The 17,410-nt window shown below is 72.5% G+C and carries 20 protein-coding genes; 8 read left to right on the plus strand and 12 right to left on the minus strand.

Translation table 11 applies throughout. The features are described from left to right. The first annotated feature begins 79 nt into the window (after positions 1-79). Both ABT123_RS03340 and ABT123_RS03345 read left to right on the plus strand, forming a co-directional pair. Positions 80-781, plus strand: a complete 702-nt coding sequence (locus tag ABT123_RS03340; protein ID WP_351309731.1) for an AzlC family ABC transporter permease — start codon at positions 80-82, stop codon at positions 779-781. Next, positions 778-1,086 carry an AzlD domain-containing protein gene (locus tag ABT123_RS03345; protein ID WP_351309089.1) on the plus strand — a complete coding sequence of 103 codons (309 nt, stop codon included), beginning with the start codon at positions 778-780 and terminating at the stop codon, positions 1,084-1,086. The genes ABT123_RS03340 and ABT123_RS03345 overlap by 4 nt, the downstream gene beginning before the upstream one ends. Here ABT123_RS03345 and ABT123_RS03350 read toward each other — a convergent pair. After that, entirely contained in the window at positions 1,055-2,056 is a 1,002-nt protein-coding gene (locus ABT123_RS03350; RefSeq protein ID WP_351309092.1) for a hypothetical protein, read from the minus strand. The two genes, ABT123_RS03345 and ABT123_RS03350, sit on opposite strands and share 32 nt — an antisense overlap. A 79-nt stretch (positions 2,057-2,135) precedes the next feature. Between ABT123_RS03350 and ABT123_RS03355 the strand changes: the two genes are divergently transcribed. Together ABT123_RS03355 and ABT123_RS03360 are read left to right on the plus strand one after the other, a co-directional pair. Then, positions 2,136-2,330 carry a DUF3046 domain-containing protein gene (locus ABT123_RS03355; protein ID WP_351309095.1) on the plus strand — a complete coding sequence of 65 codons (195 nt, stop codon included), beginning with the start codon at positions 2,136-2,138 and terminating at the stop codon, positions 2,328-2,330. 312 nt (positions 2,331-2,642) lie between these two features. Next, positions 2,643-3,764, plus strand: a complete 1,122-nt coding sequence (locus tag ABT123_RS03360) for an AI-2E family transporter (protein ID WP_351309733.1) — start codon at positions 2,643-2,645, stop codon at positions 3,762-3,764. Here the strand turns inward: ABT123_RS03360 and ABT123_RS03365 are convergent. Both ABT123_RS03365 and ABT123_RS03370 read right to left on the minus strand, forming a co-directional pair. Further along, the gene (locus ABT123_RS03365; RefSeq protein WP_351309097.1) at positions 3,691-4,470 is read right to left on the minus strand and encodes a Clp protease N-terminal domain-containing protein; all 780 of its coding nucleotides are present in this window, start codon (positions 4,468-4,470) and stop codon (positions 3,691-3,693) included. The two genes, ABT123_RS03360 and ABT123_RS03365, sit on opposite strands and share 74 nt — an antisense overlap. A 45-nt stretch (positions 4,471-4,515) precedes the next feature. Then, positions 4,516-4,839 carry a YdeI/OmpD-associated family protein gene (locus ABT123_RS03370; protein WP_351309100.1) on the minus strand — a complete coding sequence of 108 codons (324 nt, stop codon included), beginning with the start codon at positions 4,837-4,839 and terminating at the stop codon, positions 4,516-4,518. Between the two features lie 227 nt (positions 4,840-5,066). On the opposite strand from ABT123_RS03370, the gene ABT123_RS03375 reads away from it, so the two are divergent. After that, positions 5,067-5,597 (plus strand): DUF4232 domain-containing protein, encoded by a 531-nt coding sequence (locus tag ABT123_RS03375; protein ID WP_351309103.1) that lies wholly within the window; start codon positions 5,067-5,069, stop codon positions 5,595-5,597. A 21-nt stretch (positions 5,598-5,618) separates the two neighbouring features. On the opposite strand, the gene ABT123_RS03380 is transcribed toward ABT123_RS03375, so the two are convergent. Beyond that, positions 5,619-6,200: a TetR/AcrR family transcriptional regulator gene (locus tag ABT123_RS03380; RefSeq protein ID WP_351309106.1), complete on the minus strand. Its 582-nt coding sequence runs from the start codon at positions 6,198-6,200 to the stop codon at positions 5,619-5,621. 46 nt (positions 6,201-6,246) lie between these two features. Next, the gene (locus ABT123_RS03385) at positions 6,247-7,134 is read right to left on the minus strand and encodes an SDR family NAD(P)-dependent oxidoreductase (RefSeq protein WP_351309109.1); all 888 of its coding nucleotides are present in this window, start codon (positions 7,132-7,134) and stop codon (positions 6,247-6,249) included. A gap of 246 nt (positions 7,135-7,380) precedes the next feature. Between ABT123_RS03385 and recA the strand changes: the two genes are divergently transcribed. The 3 genes from recA to ABT123_RS03400 all read left to right on the plus strand — a co-directional run bounded on the left by recA (position 7,381) and on the right by ABT123_RS03400 (position 11,717). Further along, on the plus strand, positions 7,381-8,499 hold the full coding sequence (gene recA / locus ABT123_RS03390; RefSeq protein ID WP_351309112.1) for a recombinase RecA: 1,119 nt from the start codon (positions 7,381-7,383) through the stop codon (positions 8,497-8,499). A gap of 3 nt (positions 8,500-8,502) precedes the next feature. After that, entirely contained in the window at positions 8,503-9,066 is a 564-nt protein-coding gene (gene recX, locus ABT123_RS03395; protein WP_351309114.1) for a recombination regulator RecX, read from the plus strand. A gap of 107 nt (positions 9,067-9,173) precedes the next feature. Further along, a complete protein-coding gene (locus ABT123_RS03400) occupies positions 9,174-11,717 on the plus strand; it encodes an FtsX-like permease family protein (RefSeq protein ID WP_351309116.1) in 2,544 nt (847 codons plus the stop codon). 39 nt (positions 11,718-11,756) lie between these two features. On the opposite strand, the gene ABT123_RS03405 is transcribed toward ABT123_RS03400, so the two are convergent. The 7 genes from ABT123_RS03405 to ABT123_RS03435 form a co-directional block, all read right to left on the minus strand. Continuing rightward, positions 11,757-12,164: a rhodanese-like domain-containing protein gene (locus ABT123_RS03405; protein WP_351309119.1), complete on the minus strand. Its 408-nt coding sequence runs from the start codon at positions 12,162-12,164 to the stop codon at positions 11,757-11,759. Next, the gene (locus ABT123_RS03410; protein ID WP_351309121.1) at positions 12,161-12,721 is read right to left on the minus strand and encodes a cupin domain-containing protein; all 561 of its coding nucleotides are present in this window, start codon (positions 12,719-12,721) and stop codon (positions 12,161-12,163) included. Before ABT123_RS03410 ends, ABT123_RS03405 begins: the two co-directional genes overlap by 4 nt. Before the next feature lie 61 nt (positions 12,722-12,782). Beyond that, positions 12,783-12,869: a putative leader peptide gene (locus tag ABT123_RS03415; protein WP_351309734.1), complete on the minus strand. Its 87-nt coding sequence runs from the start codon at positions 12,867-12,869 to the stop codon at positions 12,783-12,785. 40 nt (positions 12,870-12,909) lie between these two features. Next, complete coding sequence (locus ABT123_RS03420; RefSeq protein WP_351309124.1) at positions 12,910-14,640, minus strand: FAD-dependent monooxygenase; 1,731 nt, start codon at positions 14,638-14,640, stop codon at positions 12,910-12,912. Between the two features lie 180 nt (positions 14,641-14,820). Further along, positions 14,821-15,753 carry an amino acid ABC transporter permease gene (locus ABT123_RS03425; RefSeq protein WP_351309127.1) on the minus strand — a complete coding sequence of 311 codons (933 nt, stop codon included), beginning with the start codon at positions 15,751-15,753 and terminating at the stop codon, positions 14,821-14,823. Continuing rightward, a complete protein-coding gene (locus tag ABT123_RS03430) occupies positions 15,750-16,424 on the minus strand; it encodes an amino acid ABC transporter permease (protein ID WP_351309130.1) in 675 nt (224 codons plus the stop codon). The genes ABT123_RS03425 and ABT123_RS03430 overlap by 4 nt, the downstream gene beginning before the upstream one ends. Positions 16,425-16,507: 83 nt before the next feature. Beyond that, positions 16,508-17,353 carry a glutamate ABC transporter substrate-binding protein gene (locus ABT123_RS03435; RefSeq protein ID WP_351309133.1) on the minus strand — a complete coding sequence of 282 codons (846 nt, stop codon included), beginning with the start codon at positions 17,351-17,353 and terminating at the stop codon, positions 16,508-16,510. Positions 17,354-17,410: the final 57 nt, after the last annotated feature.

Consider the following 17,410-nt stretch of genomic DNA (forward strand, 5'->3'; position numbering starts at 1 on the left):
GACTCCTCGCGCGCCCGCATAGCGTCGAGGCGTGACACAGCAGCAGCCCCAGACACAGACGCAGCCCCATGCACAGGCACTGCCCCCGACACCGGCGCAGGCGGCGGCCGGGCCCGGCGCGGGCCGCCGGGCCGTCGTACGCGACTCGCTGGGCGTCGGGGTGGCCGTCGGGCTGTCCGGGTTCGCCTTCGGGGTGACCGCCGCCGGGGCCGGCATCAGCGTGCTGCAGGCCTGTGTGCTCAGCCTGCTGGTCTTCACCGGCGCCTCGCAGTTCGCCCTGGTCGGGGCGCTCGCCGCCGGCGGGAACCCGTTCACGGCCGCCGCCGGAGCCTTCTTCCTCGGAACCCGGAACGCCTTCTACGGGCTGCGGCTGTCCCAGCTGCTGGCCCTGCCGCGCGCCGTCCGGCCGTTCGCCGCGCACTGGGTCATCGACGAGACCGCCGCCGTCTCCCTCGCCCAGAAGGACCGGGCCGCCGCCCGGCTCGGCTTCACCGTCACCGGGCTGAGCCTGTACCTGCTGTGGAACCTCACCACCCTGCTGGGGGCGCTCGGCGCCGAGGCCATCGGCGACACGAACAAGTGGGGCCTGGACGCCGCCGGGCCCGCCGTCTTCCTCGCCCTGCTCGCCCCCATGCTGCGCACCGCCACCGAGCGGGCCGTGGCCGCGCTCGCCCTGGTCCTCGGGCTGGGCTTCCTGCCGGTGCTGCCGGCCGGGGTGCCGGTGCTGGTCGCCGCGCTGGCCGCGCCCGTGATCCTCTTCTTGAAGGGACGCCGTTCGTGACCGTCTGGATCGCCATCGGCGCCACCGTCGTCGGCTGCTACCTGCTCAAGCTCGCCGGACTGCTCGTCCCGGCCGGGGTGCTGGAACGCCCGCTGGTGCAGCGGCTGGCCGCCTTGCTGCCGGTCGCCCTGCTCGCCGCACTGACCGCCCAGCAGACCTTCAGCACCGGATCCGAGCTGGTGGTCGACGCCCGGGCGGCCGGGCTCGCCGCCGCCGGACTCGCCCTGCTGCTCCGCGCCCCGTTCCTGATCGTGGTCGCGGCTGCCGTGGTGGTCACCGCCGGGGTGCGGGCGCTGGGCGGCTGAGCTCCGGGCCCGCGCCCGACGGGCCGCCGCCCGCCGCCCCGCCGTCGAGCGGGCGGCCGTACGCACGCAAGGTCAGCAGCGCCTCCAGGGTGGCGATCGGCCGCTGCTCCAGCGAGCTGCCCGGGGCCCAGCACCGCCGGCGCACAGGCCAGCCGCCGTCCTCCTGCTGGTCCGCCGCCAGGAAGTCCAGCGAACGCCCCAGTTCCTCGTCCGTGAACCAGCCGCGGGCCAGGGATTCCGGGCGGCGGGCGACGTCGTGCGGGAACAGCTGCTCGCCCGGCGCGTAGCCGGGCGCCACCGGGTGCTCGGCGCGCCGCCACGGGTCGAGGACGACCAGCCCGGCCGTGCGGACGAGCCGGCCCAGCCGGTCGGCAGCCGCGGCGGCCCGGGCCCGGTCCGGCGCCCCGTCCAGGAAGGTGACCGCGGCCTGGACCTCGTACGGATGCGAATGGCGCAGGCTCTCGACGCGCTCCCAGCAGAAGTCGGTGGCCCGGAACAGCCAGGCGTGCCAGACCCGGTTGCGGTGCAGCAGCCCCACCACCGGCCCGGTGGTCAGCAGCTCGCCCGGCGGATCGTCCAGCACCAGGTGGTAGGGGGCGCCGGGGTAGGCGCGCGGGCCCGGGAACACCACCGGCAGTGCGCCGTCGGGCGTGGAGACCCCGGCCAGGTGGCGGCAGAGCCGCTCGATGCGCTGCCCGGCGCAGCGGCCCAGGCTGTCCAGGACGCGGAGTGCGTGGGCGGTGTGCAGGGGCTGACTGAGCGGACCGCGGAGATCCGGGTCGAGTGCGTGCCCGTACCCGCCGTCCGCGTTCAGGTACGAGCCGAGGGCGGCGTCCACCGCGTCCCGGTCGCCGCCGAGGAAGTGGAAGGCGAACCGCCGCTGTTCCAGCACCCGGGCGGTGAGCCACATGAACTGCTCGGCACGGGCCAGGGGAGAACCGGGCGCGGCCGGTTCCGTGGTTCTCGACATGGCGGCACGGTAGGGCGGGCAGCGGGCCGGGGCGGCCGGAACGGGCCGGGTGCACTCTCCGGGGCGGGATACTGGGCGCATGAGGTTGACAGTCTTCTGGGAGCGGATGGCGGAGCATTTCGGTGCCTCCTATGCCGATTCCTTCGCGCGCGACCACGTCATGACCGAGCTGGGGGGACGTACGGTCCACCAGGCGCTGGACGCCGGCTGGGAGACCAAGGACGTGTGGCGCGCGGTGTGTGCGGCCATGGGCGTCCCGGCCCACCTGCGCTGACGCCGACCCCGGCGCAGCCGGCATCCCCGGCCACGGCCTAGCCGCCGGTACGCGAGACTTGGCTGCGTGGCAGCCACCGATGACACCGACGAGACCGACCAGCCCGGCCGGCCGGGCCATGAGCACTCCGGCCCGTCCGTACCGGGAGCGAGACTCCCGCAGTCCGTGGAGACCCCGCCGGCCGAGGGCGGAACGCTCCCCCTGACCGCCGACCCGGCGGATCCGCCCGGGCCCGGACCGCGTATCGAACCGCACGGCACCGGCGGCGGTCGGGGCAGCGGCCCGGGCACGGCCGTGGACCCGGCGGCCCGGATGCCGCGCTGGCTGCCGCGCGCAGTGGTCCTGACCCTGGCCCTCTACGCCTGCTTCCAGCTTGGCAGCTGGGCCTTCCACCAGCTCATCGGCCTGCTCATCAACGTCCTCATCGCGTTCTTCCTGGCGCTCGCGATCGAGCCCGCGGTCTCCCGGATGGCTGCTCGGGGGATGCGCCGGGGCCTCGCCACCTTCCTGGTCTTCCTCGCCGTGTTCGTGGCGAGCGTGGGCTTTGTGGTGCTGCTCGGCTCGATGCTCGCCGGGCAGATCATCGAGATCATCGAGGACTTCCCGGACTATCTCGACGATGTCATCAACTCGATCAACACCACCTTCAACACCGAGCTGTCCCGGCTGGAGATCCAGGACAGCCTGCTGCGCTCCGACTGGCTGCAGAGGTATGTGCAGAACAGTGCGAGTGGGGTCCTCGACGTGTCCGCCACCGTGCTCGGCGGACTCTTCCGGCTCCTGACGATCGGGCTGTTCGCGTTCTACTTCGCCGCCGACGGGCCGCGGCTGCGGCGCGCGCTGTGCTCCGTACTCCCGCCCGCCAAGCAGTCGGAGGTGCTGCGCGCCTGGGAGATCGCCGTCGCCAAGACCGGCGGCTACCTCTACTCCCGGGGCCTGATGGCGCTGATCTCCGGCATCGCGCACTACATCCTGTTCGTGATCCTGGACATGGACTACGCGCCGGCGCTGGCCGTGTGGGTGGGGCTGGTCTCCCAGTTCATCCCCACCATCGGCACCTATCTGGCGGGGGCGCTGCCCATGCTGATCGCCTTCACCGGCAATCCCTGGTACGCGCTGTATGTGTTCGGATTCGTGGTCATCTACCAGCAGTTCGAGAACTACGTCCTGCAGCCCAAGCTGACCTCGAGGACCGTCGACATCCATCCGGCCGTGGCCTTTGGATCCGTGGTCGCGGGCACCGCGCTGCTCGGTGCGGTCGGGGCGCTGATTGCGATCCCGGCGGTCGCCACGCTGCAGGCCTTCCTCGGCGCGTACGTGAAGCGCTACGAGGTGGCCGACGAAACGGCCGGTGCCGGCACTACTTCAGGTCGCCGGCCTCGGCCGCCAAGACTGCGTTGGCCGCGTCCATGGCACCGGCCAAGGCCTTGGTGACAATCGCCTCGACCTTGCTCTTGTCGACACCGAGGCCGCTGAGCACCCCCTCGCCGTTCTCCTGCTCCAGCAGGGCGAGCAGTATGTGCTCGGTGCCCACGTAGTTGTGGCCCAGGCGGAGGGCCTCGCGGAAGGTGAGTTCCAGAGCCTTCTTGCCGCCCGCATCGAAGGGGACGAGGTCGGGAACCACGTCGACCGGCGCGGGCAGCGCGGCCGTGGCGGCCGTCCGGACGGTGTCGGCGCCGAGGCCCCGGGAGCGCAGGGCGAGCGCGGCGACGCCTTCGGGCTCGGCGAGCAGGCCGAGGACCAGGTGCTCGCTGCGGATCTCGGTGTTGCCGGCCGCACGGGCCTCGTTCTGGGCGGCCACGACCACGTTGCGGGCGCGGTCGGTGAACCGGGCGAAGCCCTGGCTGGGGTCGAGATCGCTGTCGGCCTTGGGGACAAAGCGCTTCTGGGCGGCCTGGCGGGTGACGCCCATGCTCCGGCCGATGTCGGTCCAGGAGGCGCCGGAGCGGCGGGCCTGGTCGACGAAGTGGCCGATGAGGTGGTCGGCGACGTCGCCGAGGTGCTCCGCGGCGACGACGGCACCGCTGAGCTGCTCGAGGGCGTCGGCGTGGGCCTGCTTGATGGCCTCGATCAGATCGTCGAGGCGGACCGGGTTGGTCATGAGGACGGGTTCCACGGATTCCACGGAAGGATTCGTCATAGTGCAACCGTAGGTTGACAGTGGGGGAGTGTCAACCTCTGGTTGTCACTCGGATTCCTGCCGTTGTCGCTGCCCGTCCGTCGCCAGCAGTGCCAAGGCCCGGTCGAGCCGGACCTGCCGCGCCGTGGGCGTGAGGGCCTGGAGCAGCGGCAGGATCAGCTGGTAGCGCCCCGTCCGGTCGAGGGACTCGTACGCGGCCTGGGCCGCGGGGTCCGCTGCGAGCGCAGCTGCCAGATCCGGGGGCACCGTCGCCGTCTTCTGCGAGGCGTAGGCGGCGTCCCACCGCCCGTCCTCCTGTGCCTTGCGTACCTCGGCCAGCCCGGGAGCGCGCATCCGGCCGGCCGCCGTCAGCGCCGCGACCTTGTCCACGTTTACCTTTGCTCGGCCAGCCAGCCCTCGAACGCCGCGGCATCCGCGAAGGCAATGATCTCCACTCCGTCGATCTCCTCCATGCGGCTCAGGCTACCGGCGCCCTCCGGGCCCTGGTCCTGGGATGTGACAGCCGCCGCCCGATGCGATGGTGAAAGGGGATCAACCGACATCGAGCGGGGTGCCCGGAGCATGGCGGCGCCCCCGGTACGGGGGGTGGAGCACCCATGAAGGGCACCAGGAAAGGCGGCGCGGTCAGGGCCTCGTCGGTGCTGCTCGCGGCCGGCCTACTGGTCGGCACCGGTTCGGCGGCTGCGGCAGACGCCACGGCCCCGCTGCGAGCGCCGCTCGCCCCCTGTACGAGCAGCCAGCTCGTGGCCGACAGCGCGGAGCGGGCGGGAGCCGCCGGCGTGCGGGTCACCGTGACCAACGACGGCCCGAGGGCGTGCGAGCTGCGGGGCTTCCCGACCGTGGCCCTCGCGGGCCAGGGCTCGCCGGACCGGAACAAGCCACTCGATGTCCGTCGGCAGGGCATGGCCCGGACCGTTCAGCTGCCGGTCGGCGGCACGGCCTCGACCCAGCTCACCTTCACGCCCGTCCTCGGCGAGGCGGACGGGTACTGCGCCTCCGGCGCCGATCCCGTCGTCGCCCCCTCGATCGTGGTGGGCGTAGCGGGCGGAAAGCTCCAGCTGGGGGTGGCCGACGGCGGCGACTTCGCGCTGTGCGGCAACACCGTCCGCGCCACCGCATTCCGCTGACCCCCCGCCCCGGCGCCCGCCTCAGCGGCTTGCGGGCGCAGCTCCGTACAAGCCTTCCAGCAGCGCGATCAGATAGCGGCGGGCGGTCTCGGTGCGGGCGGCGGGGGAGCTGTGGACGTTTGCGGCGTACGCGATTCCGCACATGAGCGGGACCAGGTCGTCCGAGGTCAGGTCGGCGCGCACGGCCCCGGCGTCGCGGGCGCGCTCGAGCAGCTGTGCGCCGACCGACCACAGGGTCCGCTTCAGTTCGGTGGTGCGCGGCAGGGTGTCCGTGGGCGCGGCGGTGACGGCCGGCAGGGAAGCGTCGGTGACCTGCGCTTCGATGGTGCGAGTCAGGAAGCCGGTGAGGGCGCGCCGCGGGTCTTCATCGGCCAGCGCCTGCTCGCCGTGGGCCGCGAGTGCCTCCAGGCAGGGGGCGGCGACGGTCTCCAGGAGCGCCTCGGCGGTGGGGAAGTGGCGGTAGACGGTGCCGACGCCCAATTGGGCACGCCGGGCGACGTCGTTGAGCTGCAGCGGTGTGCCGTGGTCCACGAGGTCGCGGGCCACGGCGACGATCCGTTCCCAGTTGCGGGCGGCGTCCTTGCGGAGGGGGGCGGTCGTCATGGGAGGAGTCTAATCGGATACCCCATCCGCATGACTTCCTCGCTCGTCACCCGGCCGTGAGCGGCGTGAGCGGTGCGAGGCGCTCGCTGAGGCGGCGGACGGCTTCCGCGATACGGGGGTCCGTTGCCGGGCGGAAGGGGGCGACCGGATGCGCCCGGGGGCCGATGACGACGCCGGTTCGGCCGGTCAGCGAGCCGTCGGTCGCGGCGAGGATCGAGGGCTTGGCCGCCACGGACGCCGGGCCCGAGGTCGAGCGTTCGAACTTCCGCCGGACCAGCGGCCAGAGCAGTCGCAGCCCCGGCGAGACGATCTTCGGATCGCCCATGGTGCCGTTGGTCATGTCGGTCGCGGCGCCGCCGGGGTCCGCTGCGAAGACCGAGACGCCCGTGCCGTCGAGCCGGCCGGCCAGCTCCAGCGTGTAGGCGAGGTGGGCGAGCTTGGCGCGGCCGTACCAGTGGAAGCCGTAGTAGCCGCCGGGCGGCTCGACGGCGTCGAAGGTGCGCTTGGCGACGCCGATCGCGCCCGAGGTGACGTTCACGATGCGGCTCGGCGCACCGGCTCGCAGTGCGGGCAGCAGCAGTTCGGTCAGCAGGTACGGCGAGAGGTGGTTGACGGCGAACGTCGCCTCGATCCCGTCGACCGAGTCCTGCCGGTCCGGGAACATCGCCCCGACGTTGTTGACCAGCACGGTGAGCGGACCGTCGGCGGCGATCCGGTCGGCGAGGGCGCGGACCGCGTCGAGCGAGGCGAGGTCGGCGGCCAGGAACCGGGCGGGATGCGCCGGTGCCGTGGCGTTGATCCGCTCGATCGCACGGGCGCCGCGCTCGGCGTTGCGCCCGACCACGGTGACCGCGAGGCCTGCCGCGGCCAGCCCCAGGGCGGTCTCCCATCCGATTCCGGCCGTCCCTGCGGTGACCACTGCCGTCTGCTTCATCGCACGCTCCGCTCCGCCTATGTGGATTATCTATCCGCTTGGTGTCACCGTAGCAGAACCGGATGGGCTATCCGCTTGGGGTGCGGGCGCCCCCGGCTGTGGCGGCGTGGTGCGCTTGACAGGAAAATCGAACACGTATTCTCATGGCTTATCCACAGCCGAACCGGGCGTGGAGGCGCATTGTCAGTGGCAGGCGTTAGCGTCTTTGGCGTGAAGCGATCGACTCAAGCAAACCGGGTGGAACCCATGGCAGGCACCGACCGCGAGAAGGCGCTCGACGCCGCGCTCGCACAGATTGAACGGCAATTCGGCAAGGGCGCAGTGATGCGTCTCGGCGACCGGCCGAACGACCCCATCGAGGTCATCCCCACCGGGTCGACCGCTCTGGACATCGCCCTCGGCGTCGGCGGGCTGCCGCGCGGCCGAGTGGTCGAGGTGTACGGACCGGAGTCCTCCGGTAAGACGACCCTGACCCTGCACGCCGTCGCCAACGCGCAGAAGGCCGGCGGCACCGTCGCCTTCGTGGACGCCGAGCACGCGCTCGACCCCGAGTACGCGAAGGCGCTGGGCGTCGACACGGACAACCTCATCCTGTCCCAGCCGGACACCGGTGAGCAGGCCCTGGAGATCGTGGACATGCTGGTCCGCTCCGGTGCCCTCGACCTCATCGTCATCGACTCCGTCGCGGCGCTCGTGCCGCGCGCGGAGATCGAGGGCGAGATGGGCGACTCGCACGTGGGTCTCCAGGCCCGCCTGATGAGCCAGGCGCTCCGGAAGATCACCAGCGCGCTGAACCAGTCCAAGACCACGGCGATCTTCATCAACCAGCTGCGCGAGAAGATCGGTGTGATGTTCGGCTCCCCGGAGACCACCACCGGTGGCCGGGCGCTGAAGTTCTACGCCTCGGTGCGGCTCGACATCCGCCGGATCGAGACCCTCAAGGACGGCACCGACGCGGTCGGCAACCGCACCCGCGTCAAGGTCGTCAAGAACAAGGTCGCGCCGCCCTTCAAGCAGGCCGAGTTCGACATCCTCTACGGCCAGGGCATCAGCCGCGAGGGCGGCCTGATCGACATGGGCGTGGAGCACGGCTTCGTGCGCAAGGCCGGTGCCTGGTACACGTACGAGGGCGACCAGCTCGGCCAGGGCAAGGAGAATGCCCGCAACTTCCTCAAGGACAACCCCGACCTCGCCAACGAGATCGAGCGGAAGATCAAGGAGAAGCTGGGCGTGGGCGTGCGGAAGGACGCGCAGCCCGCCGAGGGCGCGGCGGCCGGCGAGGCGACCGCCGATGACGCGGCCAAGGCAGTCCCCGCTCCGGCGGCGAAGGCCAAGGCGGTCAAGGCCACGGCGGCCAAGAGCTAGCCGATGGGGGAGTACGACGGGGGCGGCGGCTCCGGTCCGTCGAGGGCCGGACAGGAGCTGCCGCCCCAGAGCCCCGAGGAGCAGGCGCGGGCCATTTGCCTGCGTCTGCTCACGGGGAGCCCGCGCACCCGGCGCCAGCTCGCGGACGCCCTGCACAAGCGCGGCATCCCCGGGGAGGTGTCGGAGGAGGTCCTCTCCCGGTTCGAGGAGGTGGGCCTGATCGACGACGCCGCCTTCGCCGGGGCCTGGGTCGAGTCCCGCCACCGGGGCCGCGGCCTCGCCCGCCGGGCGCTCGCCCGCGAGCTGCGCACCAAGGGGGTCGACGGCAGCCTGGTCACCGAAGCGCTGGAACAGCTCGACTCCGAGCAGGAGGAGGAGACGGCCCGGGAGCTGGTGGCCCGCAAGCTCCGCTCCACCCGCGGGCTGGAACGGGACAAGCGGATCCGCCGCCTCGCCGGGATGCTGGCCCGCAAGGGCTACCCGGAAGGCATGGCCCTGCGCGTGGTCCGCCGCGCCCTGGAAGAAGAGGGCGAGGACACCGACGACCTGCCGTACGAGGGGTACTGAGCCCCTCGGTCCTCCGGGCCCCCGACGCCAGGGTGGGGCTAGCCCCCCGAGAGGGAGGCCGGGGTGCTCCAATGGCAAGGAGGCGCAGGCGCAGCAGAGTTGAGCACATGATGCTGCGTTACGCCCTCCAGACCGTCCGGGACCGCAAAGCCGGCTTCCTCGGCGCTTTCGTCGCCCTCATGTGCGCTGCTGCACTCATCACGGCGTGCGGCACCCTGCTGGAAACCGGAATGCGCGGAAAGATCCGCACCGAGCGGTACGCGGCCACCCCGGTGGTGGTCTCCGCGGACCAGAACGTGCACCGCACCACGGTCAAGCAGAAGAAGGGCAAGACCAAGGTCAAGCACAAGGCCAAGCCGGTGGCCGAGCGGGCCTGGCTGCCCGCGGACACGCTGGACGCCGTCCGCCGAGTGCCGGGGGTGGAGCGGGCCGTGCCCGAGCTGACCTTCCAGGCCGTGCCGATGACCGCCGCACCCGGCAACGGCAAGCGCAGCTACGGCCACGCCTGGGAATCCGCCCCGCTCACCCCCTTCGCGCTCTCGGCCGGCAGCGCGCCGCGGACCGACCGTGAAGTCGTCGTCGACGGCGAACTCGCCGCCCGGGCCGGGCTGAAGCCCGGCGCCCCGCTCACCGTGCAGGCCACCGGAGAGCCGAAGACCTACACCGTCAGCGGCATCGTCCGGCCCGCGCAGGGCGACCTCGCGCAGCAGAACGCGCTGTTCTTCAGCAGCTCCGAGGCCCGCCGGCTGGCCGCCCGCGACGGCCGGGTCACCGCCATCGGGGTGCTGCCGAAACCCGGAGTGAGCGACACCGCGCTCGCCGCCGACCTCCAAAAGGCGCTGGCCGGCACCACCGCGCAGGTCAGCAGCGGCGACGGCCGTGGCCCGGTCGAGTTCCTCGACGCGGCCGGCGCCCGCACCAAGCTGGTCTCCATGGGCGGAGCCATGGGCGGCACCTCCCTCCTCGTCGCGATCCTCGTCGTCGTCGGCACCTTCGCCCTCTCCATCCAGCAGCGGCACCGCGAACTCGCCCTGCTCCGCGCCATCGCCGCCACCCCCAGGCAGCTCCGCCGGCTGCTCGGACGCGAATCGCTGATCGTGGGCCTGGCCGCCGGTGTGCTCGGCGCCCTCGCAGGCCTTCCGCTCGCCGCTTGGCTGCACGGCCGGTTCGTCGAGCTCGGCGCCGTCCCCGCCACCCTGGAGCGCACCGCCGGGATCTTCCCGATGGCCGCGGCCGTCGCCGCCACCCTGCTCGGCGCCTGGGCCGCGGCCCGGATCACCGCCCGCCGGATCGCCCGGATCCGCCCGGCCGAAGCCCTCGCCGAGGCCTCGGCCGAGCGCAGCCGCCCCGCCTGGACCCGGATCGCCGCCGGACTGCTGCTGCTGGTCGGCGGGGCGGTACTGGTCGCCGTACTCGCCACCCTGCGCACCGAGCCCGCCTCCACCCCCGTCACCTTCCTCGCCGTGGTCGTCCTGGCCGGAGCGGTCTCGCTGCTCGGCCCGCTGCTGGTCCGCGGCGCCGCCGCCCTGCTGGCCGGGCCGCTGCGGATCGCCGGTACCAACGGCCGCCTCGCTACCGCGAACCTGCGCGGCAACGCCACCCGGATGGCCTCCGCCGTCACCCCGCTCGCCCTGCTCATCGGCATGACCTGCACGGTCCTCTTCGTCCAGCCCACCCTCGGCGACGCCGCCCGCAGCCAGGCCCGCGACGGGGTCCGGGCCGGCTGGGTGCTCGCCGCGCAGGGCGCCGGTGTGACCGGCGGGGCCGCGCAGAAGATCCGTCATACCCCCGGGGTCACCGCCGCCACCGAGATCGTGCACACCACCGGCCGGGTCGGCCTCACCAAGTACGCCGTCCAGGGCGTCACCCCCGAAGGCCTCACCAGGACCTGGGACCCCGCGGTCAGCAGCGGCAGCCTGGCCGGCTTCGGCGACCGGAGCGCCGCGGTCAGCGAACTCGCCGCCGACCAGCTCGGCCTGAAGCCCGGCAGCCCGCTCACCGTCCACCTCGGCGACGGCACCCCCACCACCCTCACCGTCTCCGCCGTCTACGCCCGCGGACTCGGCTTCGGCGACCTGACCCTGCCCCACGACCTGGTCGCCGCCCACCTGGACAACCCCCTCGCGAGCAGCGTGCTGGTGGCCACCGAGCCGGGCACCGGCCGGGCGCAGCTGGCCGCCGCGGTCGAGGAGTTCTCCGGTACGGCCGTCCTCTCCGCGGCCGACGCGGACGCGGTGCGGGCCGAACGGCAGCAGGCCGGTGCCGAGATCAACCTCCTCGCCATGGGACTGGTGCTCGCCTTCACCGCCATCGCCGTGGTCAACACCCTGGCGATGTCCACCGCCGAACGGATCCGCGAGTTCGCGATGCTGCGGCTGGCCGGCGCCACCCGCCGCCAGGTGCTCCGCATGATCCGGACCGAGGCCCTGGCGGTGCTGCTGATCGGCGCGGTCCTCGGCTCCGGGATCTCGGCCGCCGTCCTGACCGCCTTCAGCGCCGGCATGACCGGCGGCGCGGCCCCCGCGGTGCTGCCCCTGGTGTACGCGACGGTGGTCGGCATCGCCGCCCTGCTGGCCCTCGCCGCCACCGCCCTGCCGGGCCGGATCGCACTCCGGGTCCGCCCGGTGGACGTGGCCACGGCCAAGCAGTAGCCCCGGCAAGCGGGGCCGCTGCCCACACGGCGGCGGCGGTCAGGCGGGGTCCGCTACCGGCAGGCCGGCCGCCTTCCACGCCTGGAAGCCGCCGACCAGGTCGGTGGCCCGGTGCAGGCCCAGCCGGTGCAGCGACTCGACCGCGAGGCTGGACGCGTACCCCTCGTTGCACAGCACGATCCACCGCAGGTCATGGCTGGTGGCCGCGGGGGTGCGGTGGCTGCCGGAGGGGTCCAGCCGCCACTCCAGTTCGTTCCGCTCGACCACCAGGGCGCCCGGGATCAGCCCGTCGCGCTCGCGCAGCGCCTGGTAGCGGGTGTCGACCAGCAGGGCCTCGCCCGCCTCGACCGCCGCGTACGCCTCCAGCGCCCCGATCCGCTCGTACCCCGCCCGGATCCGCTCCACCTGCTCGTCGATACCGATCCGGGTCGGCTCCGCGCTGCTCATTCCCAGTCATCCGGACGCTCGACGTGCTCCAGGGTGAGGACCGGGCCGGTGCGGCTGTACCGGCGGATCAGCGGCAGCGGCGGATAGTACGCGTGGACCGAGACCGCGTGCTCGGCCGCGGACGGGTTGAGCACCTCGTGTACGTGGTACTCGCCGAAGGCCCGGCCGGTACCCGGGCCGAGGCTGCGGCTCCGGTCGTGCCCGGCGGCCAGCTCCAGGCTCTGCCAGCCCTCCGAGGGGAGCCGGACGGCGAGGGAGTGCTCGGTGAGCCGGCCCCGGGCGGTGGCGAACGCGCCGCGCGATTCGGCGTGGTCGTGCCAGCCGGTGCCGGTGCCCGGCGGCCAGCCGATCAGCCAGGCCTCGCTGCCGCCCGGCCCGTCCAGCCGCACCCAGGTGCGGCCTTCAGGGTCCAGGGGGAGGGAGTCGATCACCTCCGGATCGGAGGCGGTGCGCAGGGCGAACTCGAGGAGTTCGGCGGCGGTGGGCCCGGTGTGCGGGCGGGCCGGGACCCGGCCCGGGGCAGGGCGGGGCACAGCGGCGTACGAGGGTGCAGACATGGAGGATGACCGTCCTGGGGTTCGCGTGAGTGCGCGACACGGGCGCGCGGGAGGAGGCGAATCAGCAGGCAGGGCGACAGACGCAGCCCGCGTAGCGGAGCAGGTCCATGTGGACCCTCCGCCAGAGGCGTACGTCGGTGCCGGTCATGTCCGCGAGTGAACCACGAGTGACCTTGAGGGTCAATCGATCACGGCTGTGGTGTGGTGGCCTCCCCGGGCACTCCGAGCACTCCGGCCGGGAGGGCAGGCAGGACCGGGACCGCGGCCACCACGGCGGCCTTCGTCCCACCGACTGCGGCGGAACCGCCGGTCCCACCAGTCCCGCCGGAGCCGCCAGTCGAGCCGGACCCGCCGGCCCCGGCCCCGCCGGGTGCCCCCGATCCGCCGGGTGCCCCCGCCCGGACCGCGTCGGCCGCCTCGTACAGTTCGGCCGGCCGGACCCCCGCGAAGGTCGCCGCCAGATGCCCGTCCGGCCGGACCAACAGCACGGTGTGCGCAGCCGCCCCCGGGTAGCCGTCGGCGACCAGCAGCTCCGCCCGTACCGGCAGGGCGCTCACCGCCGCCGCCAGCCGGGGCATCAGCCCGGCCTTCATCCAGTGCCGCCGGTCCCACACCCCGGTGCCCGGGGCCACCAGCACCACCAGCAGCCGGCCCCGCCCCAGCAGGTCCCGCAGCGGCACGGTCGACCCGTCCGGCGCGGTCACCGGTACGTTCGCCACCGCGCCGCCCGGCTCGGTGTCGGTCGGCACCTCGCGGACCGCCACCGGAGGGGCGTACGCCGGCGCGGAACCGAGCGGCCCGCGCCCCAGATGGCCTTCGGTGAGCAGTAGTTCGTGGGTGCGGCCGGACCCCGGCAGATAGGTGCGCAGCCCGCCGCCGCCCCGCAGCACCGGCAGCGCCTGGTCGGCGGCGCGCAGCCGGGCGGCGACGGCGGTGCGCCGTTCCGCCTGGTAGCTGTCGAGGAGCTCCTCGGAGGCCCCGTGGTGCCAGGCCAGGCCCAGCTTCCAGGCCAGGTTCTCGACGTCCCGCAGCCCCTCCTCGACACCCTGGGTGCCCACCGCGCCCAGCAGGTGCGCGGCGTCTCCGGCGAGGAAGGCACGGCGGTCCCGCCAGCTCCGGGCCAGCCGGTGGTGCACGGTGTACACGCCGGTGTCGATCAGGTCGTACGGGGGAGTCGTACCGCCGCACCAGCCCGCAAGGGTGTCCCGGATCAGGGCGATCAGCGCGTCCGGGGTGACGAGTTCGCCGCGGGGCGGCAGCAGCCAGTCCAGCCGCCACACCCCGTCGGGCAGCGGTCGGGCCGTCACCTCGGTGACACCGGCGGAGTGCCCGCGGTGCAGCAGGGCCTCGCCCGGCCAGGGGAGTTCGGTGCGCAGGGCGGCCACCGCGTGCCGCTCGACGGCGGTACGGCCGGGGAAGCGGATCCCGAGGAGCTTGCGGACGGTGGACCGGGCGCCGTCGCAGCCGACCACCCAACTCCCGCGCCACCAGGTGGTTTCGGCGCCCAGGGTGTGCACGGTGACCCCGTGCGCTTCCTGCTCCAGCGAGTCGAGGCGGCTCTCCGGGACCAGCTGTACGAGGGGGTGGGCCGCGGCGGCGTCCCGCAGGCCGCGGGTGAGGGCGTGCTGGGGGACGTGCAGCGGGGCGGGGTGGTCCTCGAAGGTGCTCCGGTGGGTCTGCTGCCGCCTGCGCAGGGTGCGCCAGGCGGCGAAGTGGGCGCCCTCGTCGCGCAGCGTCGTACAGCCGAGGCGCTGCGCCATGGCGGCCGTGTCGGCGTGCAGCACGACCGTACGGGCCGGGCGTGGTTCGTCCTTGCCGGGGCCCTCGTCGAGGAGGACGGAGGGCACGCCCTGGCCGGCCAGGGCGAGGGACAGGGACAGTCCGACGGGCCCCGCGCCGACGACGATCACCGGGTCCATGGCGCGGCTCCCGGTGTCCGGTATGTGATCACAGACCGTATGCAACCCACTGAAGGTGCGTGCGTCAAGTGACACCGGGCGCAACGGCGTCGCACGCGTGTGCGCGGTGCGCCGGGAGATGATCCGGCGCACCGCGCACACGAGGTGATGTCGGGTCAGAAGTGACCCGGGAGGCGGACCTCAGTCCTTCGTGACCACGTCCGAGCCGTCCCCCTGCGCGGGGATCGCGGCGACGGCGGCGCCATCGCCGCCGGTCTTGTCGGTGACGGTCACGGCGGGAGCGGCGGTGCCGCCGGACTTCTTCTGCTGCCGCAGCCGCTTCTCCAGCCAGGAGGCGAAGCCGGTGAGCGCGAAGTTCAGCACCACATACAGCAGGCCGATCACGACCAGGGTCGGGATGGTGTTGCTGTAGTTGGCGGAGATCTGCCGGTTCATGGAGAGCAGCTCGCCGAGGCCGAGCACTGCGCCGGCCAGGGCGGTGTCCTTGAGGATCACCACGAGCTGGCTGACCAGGGCGGGCAGCATGGCCGTGACGGCCTGCGGGATCAGCACGTAGCCCATGATCTGGCCCTTGCGCATGCCGAGCGCCTTGGCGGCCTCGCCCTGCCCCTTGGGCAGGGAGTGGATGCCGGCCCGGACGATCTCGGCGATCACCGAGGCGTTGTAGAGGACCAGGCCGGTGACGCAGGCGTACAGCGGACGGACGTCGGAGCTGACATCCGTGAACTGCACGTACAGGGCGGAGCCGAAGACCATCAGGATCAGCACCGGGATGGCGCGGAAGAACTCGACGACCGCGCCGACCGGGACGCGCACCCAGGCGTGGTCGGAGAGCCGGCCGATGCCGAGCAGTGCGCCCAGCGGCAGCGCGATCACCATGGCGATGAGGCCGGCCTTGATGGTCTCGCCGAGGCCCGGCAGCAGGAAGGTGGTCCAGATCTCGCCGTCGGTGACAAACGGGCTCCACTTGTCGGCGTCCAGCTGGTTCTTGTCCGCCATGACGGCGAGCACCCACCACAGGGCCAGGCCCAGCAGGACCAGGAAGACCACCGTGTAGATCAGGTTGCGCACCTTGGCCTTGGGGCCGGGGGTGTCGTACAGCACGGAGCTCATCGCTTCACCGCCACTCGCTTGGCCACCCAGCCCAGCAGCAGGCCGGTGGGCAGGGTCAGCAGGACGAAGCCGAGGGCGATGACCCCGAAGACCGCAAACAGCGCGTCCGCTTCGTTCTCGATCATTTCCTTCATCAGCACGGCCGCCTCGGCCACGCCGATGGCCGCCGCCACCGTGGTGTTCTTGGTGAGGGCGATCAGTACGTTGGCGAGCGGTGCGATGACCGCCCGGAATGCCTGGGGGAGCACGATCAGCGTGAGCACCTGGAAGAAGCTCAGACCCAGCGCGCGAGCCGCCTCCGCCTGGCCGACCGGCACGGTGTTGATGCCGGAGCGCAGCGCCTCACAGACGAAGGTGCCGGTGTAGGCGGACAGTCCGAGGACTGCGAGTCGGAAGCCGATGTCCTCGAAGTTGCCGGCACCCAGGTCGAAGCCCAGGGTCTGGCTGAGGCCCAGCGAGCAGGCGATGATCAGCACGGTGAGCGGGATGTTCCGCACAACGTTCACGTAGGCGGTGCCGAAGGCCCGCATCAGCGGGACCGGGCTGACCCGCATACCGACGAGCACGGTTCCCCAGACCAGGGAGCCGATCGCCGAGTAGAAGGTGAGCTGAACCGTCACCCAGAAGGCACCGAGCAGGTCGTACTGCCCGGAATCAAGAAAATCGAACACGTTGCCCTGCGCTCTCCCCAGGATGGCCGGTGCAGCACGCCGCCGCCTGTGACAGGCGGGCGGCGACGCGCTGCACCGAGGACTCAGCTGCCTTCGGTGATCTGCGGGGCAGGCTCGTTCTTGTAGTTCGCCGGCCCGAAGTTCGACTTGACGAACTTCTCCCAGGATCCGTCGGTGACCATCTTCTTGAGGGCGGCGTTGATCTTGGTCTGGAGCTCCTTGTCGCCCTTCTTCAGACCGATGCCGTAGTTCTCGTTGCTCAGGCTCAGCCCGGCCAGCTTGAACTTGCCCTGGTTCTTCTCCTGCGCGGCGTAGCCGGCCAGGATCGAGTTGTCCGTGGTCAGCGCGTCGAGCTTCTTGTTCTCCAGGCCGGTCAGGCACTCGGAGTAGCCGCCCTGCTGCAGCAGGTCGGCCTTGGGCGCCAGCTTGTCCTTGACGTTCTGCGCCGAAGTCGAGCCGGCGACCGAGCACAGCTTCTTGCTGTTGAGGTCCTCGGCCTTGGTGATGGAGGAGTCGTCGGCGCGGACCAGCAGGTCCTGGTGGGCCAGGAAGTACGGGCCGGCGAAGTCGACCTTCGCCTTGCGCTTGTCGCTGATCGAGTAGCTGGCGACGATGAACTTGACGTCGCCGTTCTGGATCAGGTTCTCGCGCTCGGCGGAGATGGCCTGCTTGAACTCGATCTGGTTCGCCTCGTAGCCGAGTTCCTTCGCCACGTAGGTCGCCACGTCGACGTCGAAGCCGGTGTACTTGCCGTCCGGGGTCTTCAGGCCGAGGCCCGGCTGGTCGAACTTGATGCCGATGACGACCTTCTTGCCGCCGCCGGAGCCGGAGCCCTTGTCGCTCTTGTCATCGCTGCCACCGCACGCGGTCGCCGTCAGGGCGAGAGTGGCGGCGAGCGCCGCGGCCGCACCGGCCTTGAAAACCTTCATGGTGAACTTCCCTCGGATGAGACGTTGTTGAACTACCACCGGATCAGTACCAGACCG

The organism is Streptomyces sp. NPDC002054 (assembly GCF_040296685.1).
In the GTDB taxonomy this organism is placed as follows: Bacteria; Actinomycetota; Actinomycetes; order Streptomycetales; family Streptomycetaceae; genus Streptomyces.

What these genes read in the sequence shown, in the direction of transcription:
- ABT123_RS03350 (WP_351309092.1), bottom strand. Translation starts at nt 2,056, where the DNA reads ATGTCGAGAACCACGGAACCGGCCGCGCCCGGTTCTCCCCTGGCCCGT.
- ABT123_RS03355 (WP_351309095.1), top strand. Translation starts at nt 2,136, where the DNA reads ATGAGGTTGACAGTCTTCTGGGAGCGGATGGCGGAGCATTTCGGTGCC.
- ABT123_RS03360 (WP_351309733.1), top strand. Translation starts at nt 2,643, where the DNA reads ATGCCGCGCTGGCTGCCGCGCGCAGTGGTCCTGACCCTGGCCCTCTAC.
- ABT123_RS03365 (WP_351309097.1), bottom strand. Translation starts at nt 4,470, where the DNA reads ATGACGAATCCTTCCGTGGAATCCGTGGAACCCGTCCTCATGACCAAC.
- ABT123_RS03375 (WP_351309103.1), top strand. Translation starts at nt 5,067, where the DNA reads ATGAAGGGCACCAGGAAAGGCGGCGCGGTCAGGGCCTCGTCGGTGCTG.
- ABT123_RS03380 (WP_351309106.1), bottom strand. Translation starts at nt 6,200, where the DNA reads ATGACGACCGCCCCCCTCCGCAAGGACGCCGCCCGCAACTGGGAACGG.
- ABT123_RS03385 (WP_351309109.1), bottom strand. Translation starts at nt 7,134, where the DNA reads ATGAAGCAGACGGCAGTGGTCACCGCAGGGACGGCCGGAATCGGATGG.
- recA (WP_351309112.1), top strand. Translation starts at nt 7,381, where the DNA reads ATGGCAGGCACCGACCGCGAGAAGGCGCTCGACGCCGCGCTCGCACAG.
- recX (WP_351309114.1), top strand. Translation starts at nt 8,503, where the DNA reads ATGGGGGAGTACGACGGGGGCGGCGGCTCCGGTCCGTCGAGGGCCGGA.
- ABT123_RS03400 (WP_351309116.1), top strand. Translation starts at nt 9,174, where the DNA reads ATGATGCTGCGTTACGCCCTCCAGACCGTCCGGGACCGCAAAGCCGGC.
- ABT123_RS03405 (WP_351309119.1), bottom strand. Translation starts at nt 12,164, where the DNA reads ATGAGCAGCGCGGAGCCGACCCGGATCGGTATCGACGAGCAGGTGGAG.
- ABT123_RS03410 (WP_351309121.1), bottom strand. Translation starts at nt 12,721, where the DNA reads ATGTCTGCACCCTCGTACGCCGCTGTGCCCCGCCCTGCCCCGGGCCGG.
- ABT123_RS03415 (WP_351309734.1), bottom strand. Translation starts at nt 12,869, where the DNA reads ATGACCGGCACCGACGTACGCCTCTGGCGGAGGGTCCACATGGACCTG.
- ABT123_RS03420 (WP_351309124.1), bottom strand. Translation starts at nt 14,640, where the DNA reads ATGGACCCGGTGATCGTCGTCGGCGCGGGGCCCGTCGGACTGTCCCTG.
- ABT123_RS03425 (WP_351309127.1), bottom strand. Translation starts at nt 15,753, where the DNA reads ATGAGCTCCGTGCTGTACGACACCCCCGGCCCCAAGGCCAAGGTGCGC.
- ABT123_RS03435 (WP_351309133.1), bottom strand. Translation starts at nt 17,353, where the DNA reads ATGAAGGTTTTCAAGGCCGGTGCGGCCGCGGCGCTCGCCGCCACTCTC.